10 protein-coding genes are annotated in these 15,147 nt (G+C 58.6%); 4 read left to right on the top strand and 6 right to left on the bottom strand.

Annotation, left to right across the window (positions count from 1 at the left end; genetic code table 11):
* Window positions 1-1,277 (bottom strand): proline dehydrogenase family protein (locus ACIOZM_RS21085; RefSeq protein WP_401216804.1); only part of this gene is annotated, 1,277 nt, incomplete at its 3' end.
* Window positions 1,278-1,736: 459 nt separating this feature from the next.
* Here ACIOZM_RS21085 and putP point away from each other — a divergent pair.
* The 4 genes from putP (at window position 1,737) to ACIOZM_RS21065 (ending at window position 7,460) form a co-directional block, all read left to right on the top strand.
* Window positions 1,737-3,221: a sodium/proline symporter PutP gene (gene putP / locus ACIOZM_RS21080; RefSeq protein ID WP_401216802.1), complete on the top strand. Its 1,485-nt coding sequence runs from the start codon at window positions 1,737-1,739 to the stop codon at window positions 3,219-3,221.
* A 348-nt stretch (window positions 3,222-3,569) separates the two neighbouring features.
* Window positions 3,570-5,585, top strand: a complete 2,016-nt coding sequence (locus ACIOZM_RS21075) for a type VI secretion system tip protein VgrG (protein WP_401216801.1) — start codon at window positions 3,570-3,572, stop codon at window positions 5,583-5,585.
* Entirely contained in the window at window positions 5,575-6,282 is a 708-nt protein-coding gene (locus ACIOZM_RS21070) for a DUF4123 domain-containing protein (protein WP_401216799.1), read from the top strand. Before ACIOZM_RS21075 ends, ACIOZM_RS21070 begins: the two co-directional genes overlap by 11 nt.
* 338 nt (window positions 6,283-6,620) lie before the next feature.
* Window positions 6,621-7,460: a 23S rRNA (adenine(2030)-N(6))-methyltransferase RlmJ gene (locus ACIOZM_RS21065; protein WP_401216797.1), complete on the top strand. Its 840-nt coding sequence runs from the start codon at window positions 6,621-6,623 to the stop codon at window positions 7,458-7,460.
* Window positions 7,461-7,593: 133 nt separating this feature from the next.
* On the opposite strand, the gene msrA is transcribed toward ACIOZM_RS21065, so the two are convergent.
* The 5 genes from msrA to ACIOZM_RS21040 form a co-directional block, all read right to left on the bottom strand.
* Window positions 7,594-8,259, bottom strand: coding sequence for a peptide-methionine (S)-S-oxide reductase MsrA (gene msrA, locus ACIOZM_RS21060; protein ID WP_401216795.1), 666 nt, complete (start codon window positions 8,257-8,259; stop codon window positions 7,594-7,596).
* A 209-nt stretch (window positions 8,260-8,468) separates the two neighbouring features.
* Window positions 8,469-11,165: a putative bifunctional diguanylate cyclase/phosphodiesterase gene (locus tag ACIOZM_RS21055; protein WP_401216794.1), complete on the bottom strand. Its 2,697-nt coding sequence runs from the start codon at window positions 11,163-11,165 to the stop codon at window positions 8,469-8,471.
* Window positions 11,166-11,418: 253 nt separating this feature from the next.
* Complete coding sequence (locus tag ACIOZM_RS21050; RefSeq protein ID WP_401216793.1) at window positions 11,419-12,816, bottom strand: alkaline phosphatase D family protein; 1,398 nt, start codon at window positions 12,814-12,816, stop codon at window positions 11,419-11,421.
* A gap of 278 nt (window positions 12,817-13,094) precedes the next feature.
* On the bottom strand, window positions 13,095-15,050 hold the full coding sequence (aceF, locus tag ACIOZM_RS21045) for a dihydrolipoyllysine-residue acetyltransferase (protein ID WP_401216791.1): 1,956 nt from the start codon (window positions 15,048-15,050) through the stop codon (window positions 13,095-13,097).
* On the bottom strand, window positions 15,047-15,147 hold a 101-nt coding region (locus tag ACIOZM_RS21040), incomplete at its 5' end, for a hypothetical protein (RefSeq protein ID WP_401216865.1). The genes aceF and ACIOZM_RS21040, both read right to left, overlap by 4 nt.

Raw genomic sequence — 15,147 nt, 5'->3', positions numbered from 1 at the left:
AGACGATGACGGCTGCGGCGAGCCAGATCGATCACGTAGTCGATCACGTACGGGCAACGCTTCTGGTAAGCCTGGATGACGAAACCGATGCCGTTCCAGCCAGTCAGTTGCGGCTCGAAGCACAGGCGCTCAAGCAGATCCAGCGACAGTTCGAGACGGTCGGCTTCTTCGGCGTCGATGTTCAGGCCGATGTCGTATTGCTTGGCCAGCAAGGTCAGCGACAGCAGGCGCGGATACAGCTCGTCCATCACACGCTCGTACTGCGCACGGCTGTAACGCGGGTGCAGTGCCGAGAGCTTGATGGAAATGCCCGGGCCTTCATAAATCCCACGGCCGTGGGAGGCTTTGCCGATCGAGTGGATCGCTTGTTCGTACGACGCCAGGTACTTCTGTGCATCGTGTTCGGTCAGCGCCGCTTCACCAAGCATGTCGTAGGAGTAGCGGAAGCCCTTGGCTTCGAACTTGCTCGCGTTGGCCAGTGCTTCGGCGATAGTTTCGCCGGTGACGAACTGCTCGCCCATCAGGCGCATGGCCATGTCGACGCCCTTGCGGATCATCGGCTCGCCGCTCTTGCCGATGATGCGGCTCAGCGACGAAGTCAGGCCGGCTTCGTTGTGCGTGGACACCAGTTTGCCGGTCAGCAGCAGACCCCAGGTCGCGGCGTTGACGAACAGCGACGGGCTGTTGCCCAAATGCGGGTGCCAGTTGCCGGTGCTGATCTTGTCGCGAATCAGCGCATCGCGAGTGCCTTTGTCCGGGATACGCAGCAGCGCTTCGGCCAGGCACATCAGTGCCACGCCTTCCTGGGACGACAGGGAAAATTCCTGCAACAGACCCTGAACAATGCCTGCACGACCGCCGGCACTTTTCTGGTTACGCAGTTTTTCCGCGATGGACGCGGCGAGTTTGTTGGTGGCTTCGGCCATCGGCACCGGCAGGCGAGCCTGCTCGATCAGCATCGGCACGACTTCCGGCTCGGGGCGACGGTAAGCGGCAGTGATCGAGGCGCGCAGAACCGATTGCGGCAGAATGCTTTCAGCGAATTCAAGGAAGCATTGGTGAGCGTGATCGGTGTGTACGTCGCCCGCTTCATCAGCGTCTTTAACGGACAAACCGTTCAGCTCGGTCAGGGTTGCACCACCCTCGAGTTTTTCCAGGTAATTGAAAATTGCCTGCTTGATCAGCCAGTGCGGCGTGCGATCAATCGAGGTTGCGGCAGCCTTCAGGCGCTCGCGGGTCGGGTCGTCAAGTTTGACCCCAAGGGTGGTGGTAGCCATATTTTTATCCTCATGGTTGCCACAGTTGCGTGGCATCAGCTGGCGGCAAGATTAGCCCTGAGCTGAAAGAGGTGCAACCGGGTGCAACCCTTTTTTTGTCGGAATAATACGCAGCTCATCAGGAATTATTTTCTGGTACTAAAGTGCTGCTCCTGATTGGTGCTTTTACTTCTAGCAAAGGGCCGCGACTGCCACAAAAGGGAGCAAAAACGGGGTGATTGTCGATAAAACCGACTAGGTGCAACTAATTCTCACGAAACTGGTTGCACCTCTTTTGCTTTGTTGCATAGGATTCGCGCCCAAGGTGCAACCGGTTGTAAAAGCGGTGCACCGGCTGATGGCTTTCCTGGGGAAACATCAGTCCTAAATGCGCGGGATTTCAAATCGTCTGCCAAACGTCGTCGTTTGCGAGCGGTTCATCACCGCCGCTACATAAAAACAAAGCCAGGGCGTAACTCAATGAGCGTAAGCAATCCAACCCTGATCACGTTCGTGATCTACATCGCAGCAATGGTGCTGATCGGCTTGATGGCCTATCGCTCCACCAACAACCTTTCTGACTATATTCTGGGCGGCCGCAGCCTGGGCAGCGTCGTCACCGCGCTTTCTGCCGGTGCTTCCGACATGAGCGGCTGGTTGTTGATGGGCCTGCCGGGCGCCATCTATATGTCTGGTCTGTCCGAAAGCTGGATCGCTATCGGTCTGGTCATCGGTGCTTACCTGAACTGGCTGTTCGTTGCCGGTCGTCTGCGTGTACAGACCGAGCACAACGGCGATGCATTGACCCTGCCGGACTACTTCGCCAGCCGTTTCGAAGATAAAAGCGGCCTGCTGCGGATCATCTCGGCGATCGTGATTCTGGTGTTCTTCACCATTTACTGCGCTTCCGGCATCGTTGCCGGCGCCCGTCTGTTCGAAAGCACCTTCGGCATGTCTTACGAGACCGCGCTGTGGGCCGGTGCTGCGGCGACTATTGCCTACACCTTCATCGGTGGTTTCCTGGCAGTCAGCTGGACCGACACCGTACAAGCCACCCTGATGATTTTCGCGCTGATCCTGACGCCGATCATCGTCCTGCTGGCGACCGGTGGCGTCGACACCACGTTCCTGGCCATCGAAGCACAAGATCCAAGCAACTTCGACATGCTCAAGGGCACCACTTTTATCGGCATCATCTCGCTGATGGGCTGGGGTCTGGGCTACTTCGGTCAGCCGCACATCCTCGCGCGTTTCATGGCTGCCGATTCGGTCAAGTCGATTGCCAAGGCCCGTCGCATCTCCATGACCTGGATGATCCTGTGCCTGGCCGGTACTGTGGCGGTGGGCTTCTTCGGTATCGCTTACTTCTCGGCGCACCCTGAGCTGGCCGGTCCTGTGACCGAAAACCACGAGCGCGTGTTCATCGAACTGGCGAAAATCCTCTTCAACCCATGGATTGCCGGTGTGTTGCTGTCGGCCATTCTGGCTGCCGTCATGAGCACCCTGAGCTGCCAGTTGCTGGTGTGCTCGAGCGCCCTGACCGAAGACTTCTATAAAGCCTTCCTGCGCAAATCCGCCTCCCAGGTTGAGCTGGTATGGGTGGGCCGTGCGATGGTGTTGCTGGTCGCGCTGATTGCCATCGGTCTGGCGGCCAACCCGGAAAACCGTGTACTGGGTCTGGTTTCCTACGCCTGGGCTGGTTTCGGCGCTGCGTTCGGTCCGGTTGTACTGATCTCGGTGATCTGGAAAGGCATGACCCGCGACGGCGCACTGGCCGGTATTCTGGTCGGCGCGATCACCGTTGTGGTCTGGAAGCACTTCGAACTGCTGGGTCTGTACGAAATCATTCCTGGCTTCATCTTCGCCAGCCTGGCAATCCTGATCGTCAGCAAGCTCGGCGCGCCAACCAAAGGTATGGTTCAGCGCTTCGAAGCGGCAGAGAAAGATTTCCACCTGAACAAGTGATGAACCGAGCTTCGGCTCACTGAAAAACGGCCCGTCTCCTACAGGAGGCGGGCCGTTTTTTATGCCTGCGATTTGTCTGTTTCACTCGATCCCCTGTAGGAGTGAGCCTGCTCGCGATAGCGGAGTGTCATTCAGCATTCATCTGACGGACGTACCGCAATCGCGAGCAGGCTCACTCCTACAGGGTTCGGTGGTGGTTTTGAGGGATATGTCTGTAGTTGGATTTACCGATTTCTGGAGGCAAAGCCGACAGAGAAAGTAGGAGCAATCTGATTTTCCTGTCCCCCGGTTTACACCTCTTGCCTCTCATGCAGAATCGCCCGCCTTCATTCTGCAGAGACACATCGGATGTTCGCGCCTGCCAATCAACCGCGTTTCACGTTGACCCTTGAAGGCGCCCAAACTGACCTCAAAGTGCTTGAGTTCACGGGCAAGGAAGCCATCAGCCAACCCTTTCGATTCGAGCTGGAACTGGTCAGTGAGCGACCCGATCTCGACCTCGAAAGCCTTTTGCATTGTCAGGCGTTTCTCTGTTTCGACGCTCAGGGCTCTGGTATTCACGGTCAGATTTATCAGGTAGGGCAGGGCGACTCCGGGAAACGTCTGACGCGTTATCACGTCAGCCTTGTCCCGCGTCTGACGTACCTCGGGCATCGGATCAATCAGCGGATCTTCCAGCACCTGAGTGTTCCGCAAATCGTCGCGCAGGTCCTCAAGGACCACGCGATCCTGCGTGATGCCTTCGAGTTTCGCCTGGGCAGCGAATACCCGGCGCGTGAATATTGCGTGCAGTACGGCGAAAGCGATCTGGCATTTATCCAGCGCCTGTGTGCCGAGGTCGGCATTCACTACCACTTCCAACATAGCCGCGAAGGACATCTGCTGGTGTTCGGCGATGATCAGACGGTGTTTCCGCGTCTCGCCGAGCCGACGCTGTATTTACCCGGCAGCGGCATGGCTGCGGCGGCGCCAGCGATCAAGCGATTCAATGTTCGGGTTGAAACCCGCAGCAGCGTCGTCACCCGTCGCGACTACAACTTTGAAAAGCCACGCCTGCAACTGCAAAGCCGTGTCGATGGCGAGCAACGTCCGGTGCTTGAGGATTACCACTTTCCCGGCCAGTTCAGCGACCGTGAAACCGGCAAGGACCTTGCCCAGCGAGCCCTTGAGCGGCATGTCGCCGATTACCGTCAGGCTACCGGTCGCAGCGACGATTCTGCGCTGGTCTGTGGACATTTCCTGCAACTGACCGAGCATCCGCGCAGGGACTGGAATGATCTGTGGTTGCTCACCGCCATCGAGCATCGTGGTCGACAGCCGCAAGTGCTGGAGGAATCGGTGACCAGCGATGGGGAAGAATTCCAGGGCTACCGTAATACCTTTCTCGCCACGCCGTGGGACGTGTTCTTCCGCCCACCCCTCGGGCCACAAAAGCCGCGCATGTCCGGCTACCAACCGGCCGTGGTCACCGGCCCGCAAGACAGTGAAATCCATTGCGACGAGTACGGCCGGGTCAAGGTGCAACTGGCCTGGGACCGTGATGGTGAGCTGAATGAGCATTCCAGCTGCTGGCTGCGCGTTGCTACCGGTTGGGCGCATGACCGCTATGGCAGCGTGCTGATTCCACGGGTCGGCATGGAAGTGCTGGTCGGTTTCATCGACGGCGATGCCGACAAGCCACTGGTGGTAGGGAGTTTGCCGAACGCCGCCACCCCGGTGCCGCTGGACCTGCCGGCGGACAAGACTCGCAGCATCTTCCGCAGCCAGAGCAGTCCCGGTGGCGGTGGCTACAACGAGCTGCGCATCGAGGACAAAAAAGGCGCCGAGGAAATCTACCTGCGCGCCCAACGCAACTGGACCCAGCATGTGTTGCACGACCAGCAGGTGCAGGTCGATAACCAGCGCAGCATCGTGGTTACCGGCACCGCGAAGCATGAGCTGAAGGCTGATGAGCAACGTATTACTCACGGCCAACGTCAGGCCGAAGTGAAGCGGGACGATCACCTGACAGTGGTGGGCGATCGGCATGTCCGCGTGAGTAATCAGGCGACCAGCGCCAGTCAGCAGTTCCACGTCAGCGCAGGGCAGCAAGTGGTGATCGACGGTGGCGCGAGTGCGACGATTCAGGCGGGCGGGCAGTGGATCAACATCGGCCCGGGCGGGATTTTCAGCAGCGTGCCGATTCAGGTTGGCGGCGCGCCGATGGCGGCGATGAGTGCCGCGCCAGTCATTCCAGGGTTACCGGGAAAACTGGCAGCGGCCCCGGCAGCCATGCTCACCGCTGCACAAATCATGAGTTTCAAGGGCGATGCGCCATTCTGCGAAGAGTGTGAGCGTTGCAAGGACGGTGTTTGTGCAGCCTGAGACTCTTCATCCCAATGAATGGCTGCAACGTGAACCGCTGAAACCCTCGGAGCAATTGTTCGCGATCTTCAGCAATGCCAGCGACGGGAGACCACCGTTACAGGCTGTACCGAGCCCGGTTTGGGCGGACACGATCTACGCCGAGTGGGACGCTGTGATGCCCTATGTCGGAATTGTCACTGCTGATCGTGAGTTTCTGGATTGGGTGGCGACCACTCAGTCCCGCGACTGGGGATGGCTGGCCGTGTCTTCTGCTCCGCTTGAAATAGTCGTTGGGCATTTTCGCAGCCTGACCCAGGTATTGATGCCGGATGGTAAAGCCGTGTTTTTCCGGTTTTGGGATGGGCGGTATTTGCTGACGATTCTTCAGGCATCGACCGTTGATGCAGCGCAGCTATTGCCGGTAATCGGGCGCGCTTTGATCAATGGTCAATCGGTTGAAATTGGCGGCAGGGCGCAGGTTTCGGGGCTGGTTTTTCCGTGGTGGACGGTACCGGAAACAGTGCTGGCGCAAAGTGCGGATCAAACTCGAGTCACCAATGTTATGCAGTGGCTGAGCGAAGAGCATCCGGTGCAGTTCGAAGCATTTCCCGAGGCTGTCTTGCGTTGCAAGGTCCGGCAGTTCTTTCATCTTTCGGAGTCGGAAGATTCGTCGCAGTCGGCGTTATTGGAGTATTTGCTGGCAGAGTCAGCATGAAATTACCGGGAGAAAGTTGTGCTGAATGTCATCGGCAACGCCTGAACACATGCTCAAACAGACTCCCGCTTTCCACACTTACGTGTGGCAAGGGAGTTTCCTTGTGGCGAGGGGATTTATCCCCGTTGGGCGGCGAAGCGGCCCCAAAGCCTGCCAACGCGATACAGAAGGCAAACCATGTAACCGGGTTTGCGACTGCTGCGCAGCCGAACGGGGATAAATCCCCTCGCCACAGGTTTCTCCATTGTCAGTTATTGCAGGCTTCTGCCCGCTCGGCTGCGAACTCCTGACTTGCCGCGCGGTAAAAGGTAAACTTTGCGGCCTTCGCAGGAGCAATCATGAATTATCGTCACGCCTTCCATGCCGGCAATCACGCCGATGTGTTCAAACACCTGACCTTGACCCGCCTCATCGCCCTGATGTCGCGCAAGGAGCAGCCGTTTGCCTATCTCGACAGCCACGCCGGTATCGGTCTGTATGACTTGCAGGGCGATCAGGCCAATCGTACCGGCGAGTACCTGGAAGGCATCGCACGCCTGTGGGATCAACCGGATCTGCCGGCGCTGACCGCCGATTACATGAAAGTGCTGCATGAGATGAACCCGGATGGCCAGTTGCGCTATTACCCGGGTTCGCCTGAGCTGGCTCGACGTCTGACCCGGCCGCAGGATCGGCTGATGTTCAACGAGAAGCACCCGGAAGACGGTGTGCTGCTCAAGGACAACATGGCCGGTGATCGTCGGGTGAAAGTTCATCTGGGCGAGGGCTGGCATGTGGCGCGGGCGATGTTGCCGGTGCAGGAGAAGCGCGCGGTGATGTTGATCGATCCGCCGTTCGAGCAACTCGACGAGATGCAAAAGTGCGCGGCGTCGCTGAAAGAGGCGATTGGTCGGATGCGCCAAACCGTGGCGGCGATCTGGTATCCGGTGAAGGATCAGCGCGCGTTGCGCCGCTTCTATCAGGATCTGGCCGGCAGCGGTGCGCCGAAGTTGCTGCGGGTGGAACTGCTGGTGCATCCGCTGGATACGCCGAACAGCCTGAACGGTTCCGGGATGGCGATTGCCAATCCGCCGTGGGGGCTGGAGGAAGAGTTGCGTGAGCTGTTGCCGTGGTTGTCGAAGAAGCTTGGGCAGACTCAGGGTGGCTGGCAGATGGATTGGTTGATTGCCGAGAGTTGATCAGTTGTTTTAGTGGCGTCTGATCTGACGCCTTCGCGGGCAAGCCCGCTCCCACAGTGATTTGGGTGTACACGACATTTGTGTACGCTATCAAAACCTGTGGGAGCGGGCTTGCCCGCGATGCTTTTGGGGATTAGTTACCCGCCAGGCTCGGTGGCATGCACACGCCGGTGCCGCCGATCCCGCAGTAGCCTTCCGGGTTTTTCGCCAGGTATTGCTGGTGATAGGTCTCGGCGAAGTACACGGTCGGCGCCTGTTCGATTTCAGTGCTGATCTCGCCCAGGCCAGCCTTCGACAGCTCAGCCTGATAAACCGCTTTGCTCTTCAGCGCCGCGTCCAGGTGCTGCGGCGAGGTCGCATAGATAACCGAGCGGTACTGCGTGCCGATGTCGTTGCCCTGGCGCATGCCCTGGGTCGGGTTGTGCAGTTCCCAGAACATGCTCAGCAGTTCTTCGTAGCTGACTTTGGCCTTGTCATACACCACCAGTACCACTTCAGTGTGGCCGGTCAGGCCCGAGCAGACTTCTTCGTAGGTCGGGTTCGGCGTGTAGCCGCCGGCGTAGCCGACCACGGTGCTGACCACACCTTCGCGCTGCCAGAAGCGACGTTCCGCACCCCAGAAGCAGCCCAGACCGAAAATCGCGAAATCGACGTCCTCGAAGAATGGGCCGAGCAGCGGTGTTTCGCTGAACACGAAGTGCTTTTCAGGCAGGGACATCGCGGTTTCGCGGCCAGGCAGAGCTTGTTCTTTTGTCGGGAGCACGTTTTTGTTCACCAGAATTTCCGAGCGCAGAACCATGATCAGTCCTCTCAGTCAGGATGGGATGTAAAAAGATAGACCGCCAGTGTGCCGAATGATGCCGAGTTAATCACTAGTCAAAATGTGCGGGTACTCTTTCTCTGTAGGAGTGAGCCTGCTCGCGATAGCGGTGGGTCAGTCAGCCTGTTCGTGACGGATATTCCGCTATCGCGAGCAGGCTCACTCCTACAGGGGGGAGGGCAGTAGATTCAGAGGACGAGCGGGCCGCGTGGGTAGCGCTTGAGGGTGTGGATCAGCTCGGCGCCCGGGATCGGGCGGTCGAACAGGTAGCCCTGGCCGACGTCGCAGCGGTGGCGGCGCAGGAAGGCCAGTTGTTCAGCGGTTTCGATGCCTTCAGCCACGACCTTGAGTTTCAGGTTGTGCGCCATGGCAATCACCGCCGAGGTGATTTCCATGTCGTCCTGGTTGTCCGGGATTTCGTGGATGAAGCTGCGATCGATCTTGATGATGTCGATCGGGAATTTTTTCAGGTAGCTCAGCGACGAGTAACCGGTGCCGAAGTCGTCCATGGCCAACGTCAGGCCCAGTCGCTTGAGCTGATCGAGTTGCAAGTGCGTGTCTTCCGTGGCTTCGAGCAGCAAACCTTCGGTCAGCTCCAGTTCCAGCAGATTGGCCGGCAGCGCTTCTTCCTTGAGGATGTTGGCGATGGAAGCAACCAGATCCGGATCGGAGAACTGCTTGGGCGACAGGTTGATTGCTACCTGCAGATTACCCATGCCGGCAGCGGTCAGCGCTTTGCTCATGCGGCAGGCCTGACGGGCGATCCACTTGCCGATAGGAATGATCAAACCGGTTTCTTCGGCAACGCTGATGAACTGGTCCGGGCGGATCATGCCGCGCTCCGGGTGATTCCAGCGCAGCAGCGCTTCCATGCCTAGCAGACGACCGCTGCGCAGGCACAGTTTCGGCTGATAGAACACGTCTAGCTCGTTCTGGGTCAGGGCGCGGCGCAGGTTGTTCTCGACGAACAGTTTGTAGCTGGCCTCGGCATTCAGCGCTTCGGTGAATACCTGAACCTGATGTTTGCCGTTGGCCTTGGCCTTGTGCAGCGCCAGACCGGCGTTACGCATCAATGTCTGCGGGTCACGACCATGCAGCGGCGCGCAGGCCAGGCCTACCGAGCCGGTGACGCTGATCAACTGGTTGTCGACGAACATCGGCTTGTCGAGGGTCGTCAGCAATTGACTGGCAATGTGCTGGCCGGCCTCAAGGTCGGTGTTATCGAGCAATACGGCGAATTCGTTACTGGCAAAACGAGCCAGGCTGCCACTCGGGCTCAGGCTGTTGCGCAGGCGCCGGGCGAGGCTGATCAGCAACTTGTCACCGGTCTGGTGGCCAAGGCTGTCGTTGATCCGCTTGAAGTTGTCGATGTCCACCAGCAACAGGCTGATCGGCGTATCGGTATCGCGGGCGAAGCGTTCGTCCAGATTGCGGATAAACGCCGGGCGGTTACCGAGGTTGGTCAGGTTGTCGGTATACGCCAGCCGTTCGATGCGTTGCTGCGCCAGTTTGGTCTGGGTGATGTCTTCGTAGATGCCGATGTAATGCGTCAGCTCACGGTTATCGCCGTAGACCTTGGAAATCGACAACTGGCCCCAGTACGGTTCGAGGTTTTTCCGCCGGCTCTTGAATTCACCCTGCCAACTGTTGCTCTTGGCCAGCGCCGAAGGCGCGTCGAACAGCAGTTCACTGAGGTTTTCCAGGGCCGGCAGTTCCGACAGGCGCTGGCCGTGGACTTCTTCGGTGGTGTACTGGGTGATCGCGGTGAAGCTCGGGTTGACGTACTCGACCACGCCGTCGCAATTGACCAGCAGGAATGCGTTGGCGCTTTGCTCCACGGCACGCTGGAACAGGTGCAGGGCGCTGGTGGCGGTGCGGCGGTTGTGATTGTTGATGACCTGGGCGAACTGGTCGGCCAGTTCACCGGCAAAAGCGATTTCGTCGGACTGCCAGGCGCGGGTGACACCGGTCTGCTCCAGGCACAGCACGCCGACCACCTGGCCATCGACGCGAATACTGGCGTCGAGCATGGCGTTGACGTCGCGTGGGCGCAGGGCTTCGGCCATCTCGCGAGTGCGCGGGTCGCGCATCGCATTGTGCGCGTCGATGGCGCGGCTGCCGTGCAAGGCTTCCATGTAATCGGGGAAGTCGCTGATGTCGATCATTTCCGGCAGCAGGTATTCCTGCGTGGCGCGGTGGTAGGCCGAGATCGGCACCAGGTACTGACCTTCGAGGTTCCACAGGCTGGCGCAGTCGATTTCATAGATATCGCAGGCGCAGCGGGTGATCAGTTCGGCGGCTTCTTGCAGCGAGTTATGCGTGCTGTAGCGCTGACGGGCCAGCAGCAGGATCAGATCCTGTTGGGCGCGCACCCGCTCCAGGTGTTGCAGCTGTTCCTGCTGGGCGCGCTGGTTCAACTCAAGGGCGATTTGCAGGCGGGAGTTCTGGGTTTCAAGATCAACCGACGGCAAGGACGGCGCTTCGTCGAACACGTCATCGACTGCCAGCAGATAGCCGCGCAGCAGATGACGATTGTGCTGTTTATACGCTTCGCCGAGTTCGAGGATGCTCAATGCGCCGGCGGCGGTGTGCAGGGTGTAGCGCACCATGTAATGCGGGCTGTCGCGCAGTTGTAGCTGGATCGCGTCGTGCAGTTGATAACGCGCTTCCGGCTCCATCAGGCTGGCGTAGGGCGAGCCAACCAGAGCACACAGCTCAACGGCCGGCTGGCCGAACTGGCGTTCGCAGTTGGGATCAAGAAACAGCATCGCCCAGCTTGCTTCATTCAGCCGTTCGTAACGCAGCATGCCGAGCCGCGAGGGCACAGGCAACTGCGTCACTACCTCGGCCGCCATACGGCTGGCGGCATCGGGTTGGCTCTTCATGAAGGGAACTCGCTTGGAAATATGCTGAACGCGCCGGGCTCTCGCCCTCTTTACTGTTGCCTGCGGCAAGGTTGCATCATTGCGGCACTGACTGACAAGAGTGATGAAGGCCAAGTGCTATAAGAATATGTCGGCTGCGTGGGACATTTCTCCAGTGGCGGTTTGAAAAGAGCAAAAGATCGCATCCTGGGGCAGCCCCGGCACTGGAGCGCGTAACCCGTTGGAGCCGCCGCAGGCCGCGATCTTTCAAGGCTTAGTGCAGTTTTATGGCGATTGATTGCAGCTGTTTGCCGTCGCGATCGTGGTAATTGACCAGAATCTGCCCGGCCTCGACCACGACATGTGCAAAATTGTCTTCGCTGATCACTTCACTGGTCAGTTCATGCCGGTAGTTCCCCGCAGCGGTCACCGCCAGTGGCTGATCGAGAATGAAGGTGGAGGTTTTGGCGTAAGGCAACAATATGCTGTTGTACAGCGGTGAAGAGACGATGGTGTGGACTTCGAAGTCCGGGTCTTCGCTGTGAGTCAGGCGCGAGGTCAGCGAACCATGCACGTCGCCGGAGACGAACACCACGTTCTTGATGCGCTGGGTACGGATGGTTTCCAGCAGGCGCAGACGTTGTTCGGGGAAGGCTTTCCACGCGTCATCACCGAGTACCTTGCGATCCGGGTAAAACATCACGCTGGTGACCACGAACTTGACCCGCGCCGGGCTGTTGATCAGCCATTCGAGCAGCGCTTGCTCCTGCTCTTGATCGAGGATGCGTCGATCATCCGCCGACAAGTTGCGGCGAGTGCGACTGTCGGTCACGAACCATTCGATATCGCCGTCGCTGAACTGATACCAGTAATGTTCAAGTTTTTCACGGTTTATCTGACCGTTGAATTTAAGTTCATGCGCGGGACTGTGGCTGACTTGATACTGTTCATAAGCCGCCATGGCGTTACGATACAGTTCGTGGTCGGACTTGTCGGCGTTGGCTGGCCAGTTATCTTCGATCTCATGATCATCAAGAATCATGTAAGTTGAAGTGCCAGACATTAATTTTTGAATGTTCGGTTGGGAGAAGGCTGTGCGGTATTTATGAAGAATGTCTTTATATTCTCGATCCGGAGCAACCAGATTCAGATCGTCGACATAGATCTGATCACCCGTCATCAGTGTGGCACTCACAGGCGGTTCAGCGCCTTCGATCAATTGATTGATCGAAGCAAATATCCGGTCACCCAATTGCGGAAGCGAGGCAATGCCGGCGGTCATGCGCAGATAGCGGCACGAGCCGACGATATAAGCCCTGGCCTGCCTGGTCTCTGTTGAGCGAGTACGCAAGCGATATACCTCGCGCGGCCATTGCAAAGGCAACTCGGCAACACTCTCGATATTATGTGCCGGGTTCATCGGGCTGAACCAACCTGTCTGGTATTCATACTCGGTGTCGCTGTCGAGGTCGTTTATTGAAAATACTTCGCAAAGATCACGTAATGCACTCAAGCTTACAAAGGTTGCTTTTGTCCATTGTTCTTCCCCGAATTTTCGATAACGCAGTCCGGCAAAAGTGGTTTCACTGTTTTTTGCTTCGCCACGAATAAATATACGTGCGTGGTTAGTTGTCGTGTGGCCGATAATCGGCCCGACAGTAGGCTTGAACATGTTCGAATCCTTTCGAATTGATGCAGTCTGTAATTAAATAATCATTAAGTTTGTTGTTTAACTTCGAGGTGCAAGGTTAGTTGCCCGGCAATAAAAAATATCGACGTGAAGTGGACTCGAGTCGTAGCCAGAGTAAGCGGAGGACGTAGGAAGAAAGCTTGCGCACTTTTCTCCAGGCAAAAAAAGCCCCGCCAAACTGACGGGGTTGAGGTACGAGCGTGTGGCGCTCGAAAACGTGGAACACAAGCGGCCCTCCGTCGCCGGAGGGCCGCTTGGGATTACAGCAGGATGGTGCGGATGTCAGCCAGCAGGCTGCCCAGACGCTGGGTGAAGCGTGCTGCAGCTGCGCCGTTGATCACACGGTGATCGTAGGACAGCGACAGCGGCAGCATCAGTTTCGGCTGGAAGGCTTTGCCGTCCCAGACTGGCTGGATGGTTGCCTTGGAAACACCGAGGATCGCCACTTCCGGCGCGTTGACGATCGGCGTGAAGCCGGTGCCGCCAATGTGGCCGAGGCTGGAAATGGTGAAGCAGGCGCCTTGCATGTCGTCAGCGGTGAGCTTCTTGTCGCGGGCTTTGGCGGCCAGCGCAGCGGCTTCGGCTGCCAGTTGCAACAGGCTCTTCTGGTCGACGTTCTTGATCACCGGTACCAGCAGGCCATCTGGAGTGTCGACAGCGAAGCCGATGTTTACGTATTTCTTGCGGATGATCGCTTTACCGCTTGGCGCCAGCGAACTGTTGAAGTCCGGCAGCTCCTTGAGCATGTGCGCGCACGACTTGAGCAGCAGCGGCAGGATGGTCAGCTTGACGCCAGCCTTCTCTGCAACGGCTTTCTGTGCAACGCGGAACGCTTCCAGTTCGGTGATATCAGCCGAATCGAACTGAGTCACGTGCGGGATGTTCAACCAGCTGCGGTGCAGGCTCGACGCGCCGATCTGCATCAGGCGAGTCATCGGCACTTCTTCGATTTCGCCGAAACGGCTGAAGTCGACGACCGGAATCGGCGGGATGCCCGCGCCACCGGTTGCGCCAGCAGCAGCGGCCGGTGCTTCCTTGGCCTTCTGCATCATCGCTTTGACGTAAACCTGCACGTCTTCTTTCAAGATGCGACCGTGCGGACCGCTGGCGCCAACGGCATTCAGCTCGACGCCGAACTCGCGGGCCAGTTGACGCACGGCTGGGCCGGCGTGAACTTTCGCGCCTGGCTTGGCCGGAGCAGCAACCGGAGCGGCAGCAGCAGGTGCAGCGGCAGCCGGAGCAGCAGCGGCTTGAGCAGGAGCACTTGGAGCAGCAGCAGCCGGAGCCGGGGCAGCAGCAGGCGCCGCGCCTTTGACTTTCAGCTTGAGAATCAGGTCGCCGGTACCGACTTCGTCATCCAGCTTGATGGAAATGCTTTCCACCACGCCAGCGGCAGGCGATGGGATTTCCATGCTTGCCTTGTCGGATTCCAGAGTGATCAGCGACTGGTCGGCTTCAACGCTGTCGCCAGCCTTGACCAACACTTCGATGATCTTGGCCTTGCCAGCCGAACCGATGTCCGGAACATGAATGTCCTGAACGCTGTCGGCAACCGGAGCAGCAGGCGCGGCTGCCGGAGCAGGCGCAGCGGCTGGAGCAGCAGCCTGAGCCGGAGCGGCAGCAGCAGGGGCCGCAGCACCCGCCACTTCCAGATCCAGAATCAGATCGCCAGTGCCGACTTCGTCGTTGAGCTTGACGCTGATGGCCTTGACCACGCCAGCGGCAGGCGACGGGATTTCCATGCTCGCCTTGTCGGATTCGAGGGTGATCAACGATTGATCAGCCTCGACGGTGTCGCCGACTTTGACCTGGATCTCGATGATCTGGGCCTTGCCCGACGAACCGATGTCCGGCACGTGCACTTGCTGTACCGAAGCGGCAGCAGGTGCAGCGGCAGGCGCGGCAGCAGCCGGAGCGGCGGCAGGTTTTTTCTCGGCTTTGGCAGCCGGTGCAGCGGCAGCCGCAGGGGCCGCAGCAGCGGCGCCCTCGACTTCCAGCTCAAGCAGTTCGTCGCCTTCTTTCAGACGGTCGCCCAGCTTTACTTTCAGGCTCTTGATGATACCGGCCTTCGGCGCAGGCACTTCCATGCTCGCCTTGTCCGATTCCAGAGTCAGGATGCTCTGGTCGGCTTCGATACGGTCGCCGACCTTCACAAACAGTTCGATTACTTCACCTTCACCGCTGCCGATGTCAGGTACGCGAATGAGTTCGCTCACAGAATGTCTCCTCCGCAGTCCAGTGGGTTGCGTTTTTCCGGGTCGATGCCGAACTTGACGATGGCCTCAGCCACGACTTTAGGTTCGATATCACCAC

Source organism: Pseudomonas sp. NPDC087346 (assembly GCF_044744235.1).
GTDB lineage: Bacteria > Pseudomonadota > Gammaproteobacteria > Pseudomonadales > Pseudomonadaceae > Aquipseudomonas.
Note: the sequence above shows the minus strand (reverse complement) of the source record. Positions and strands in the feature narration are given on the sequence as shown.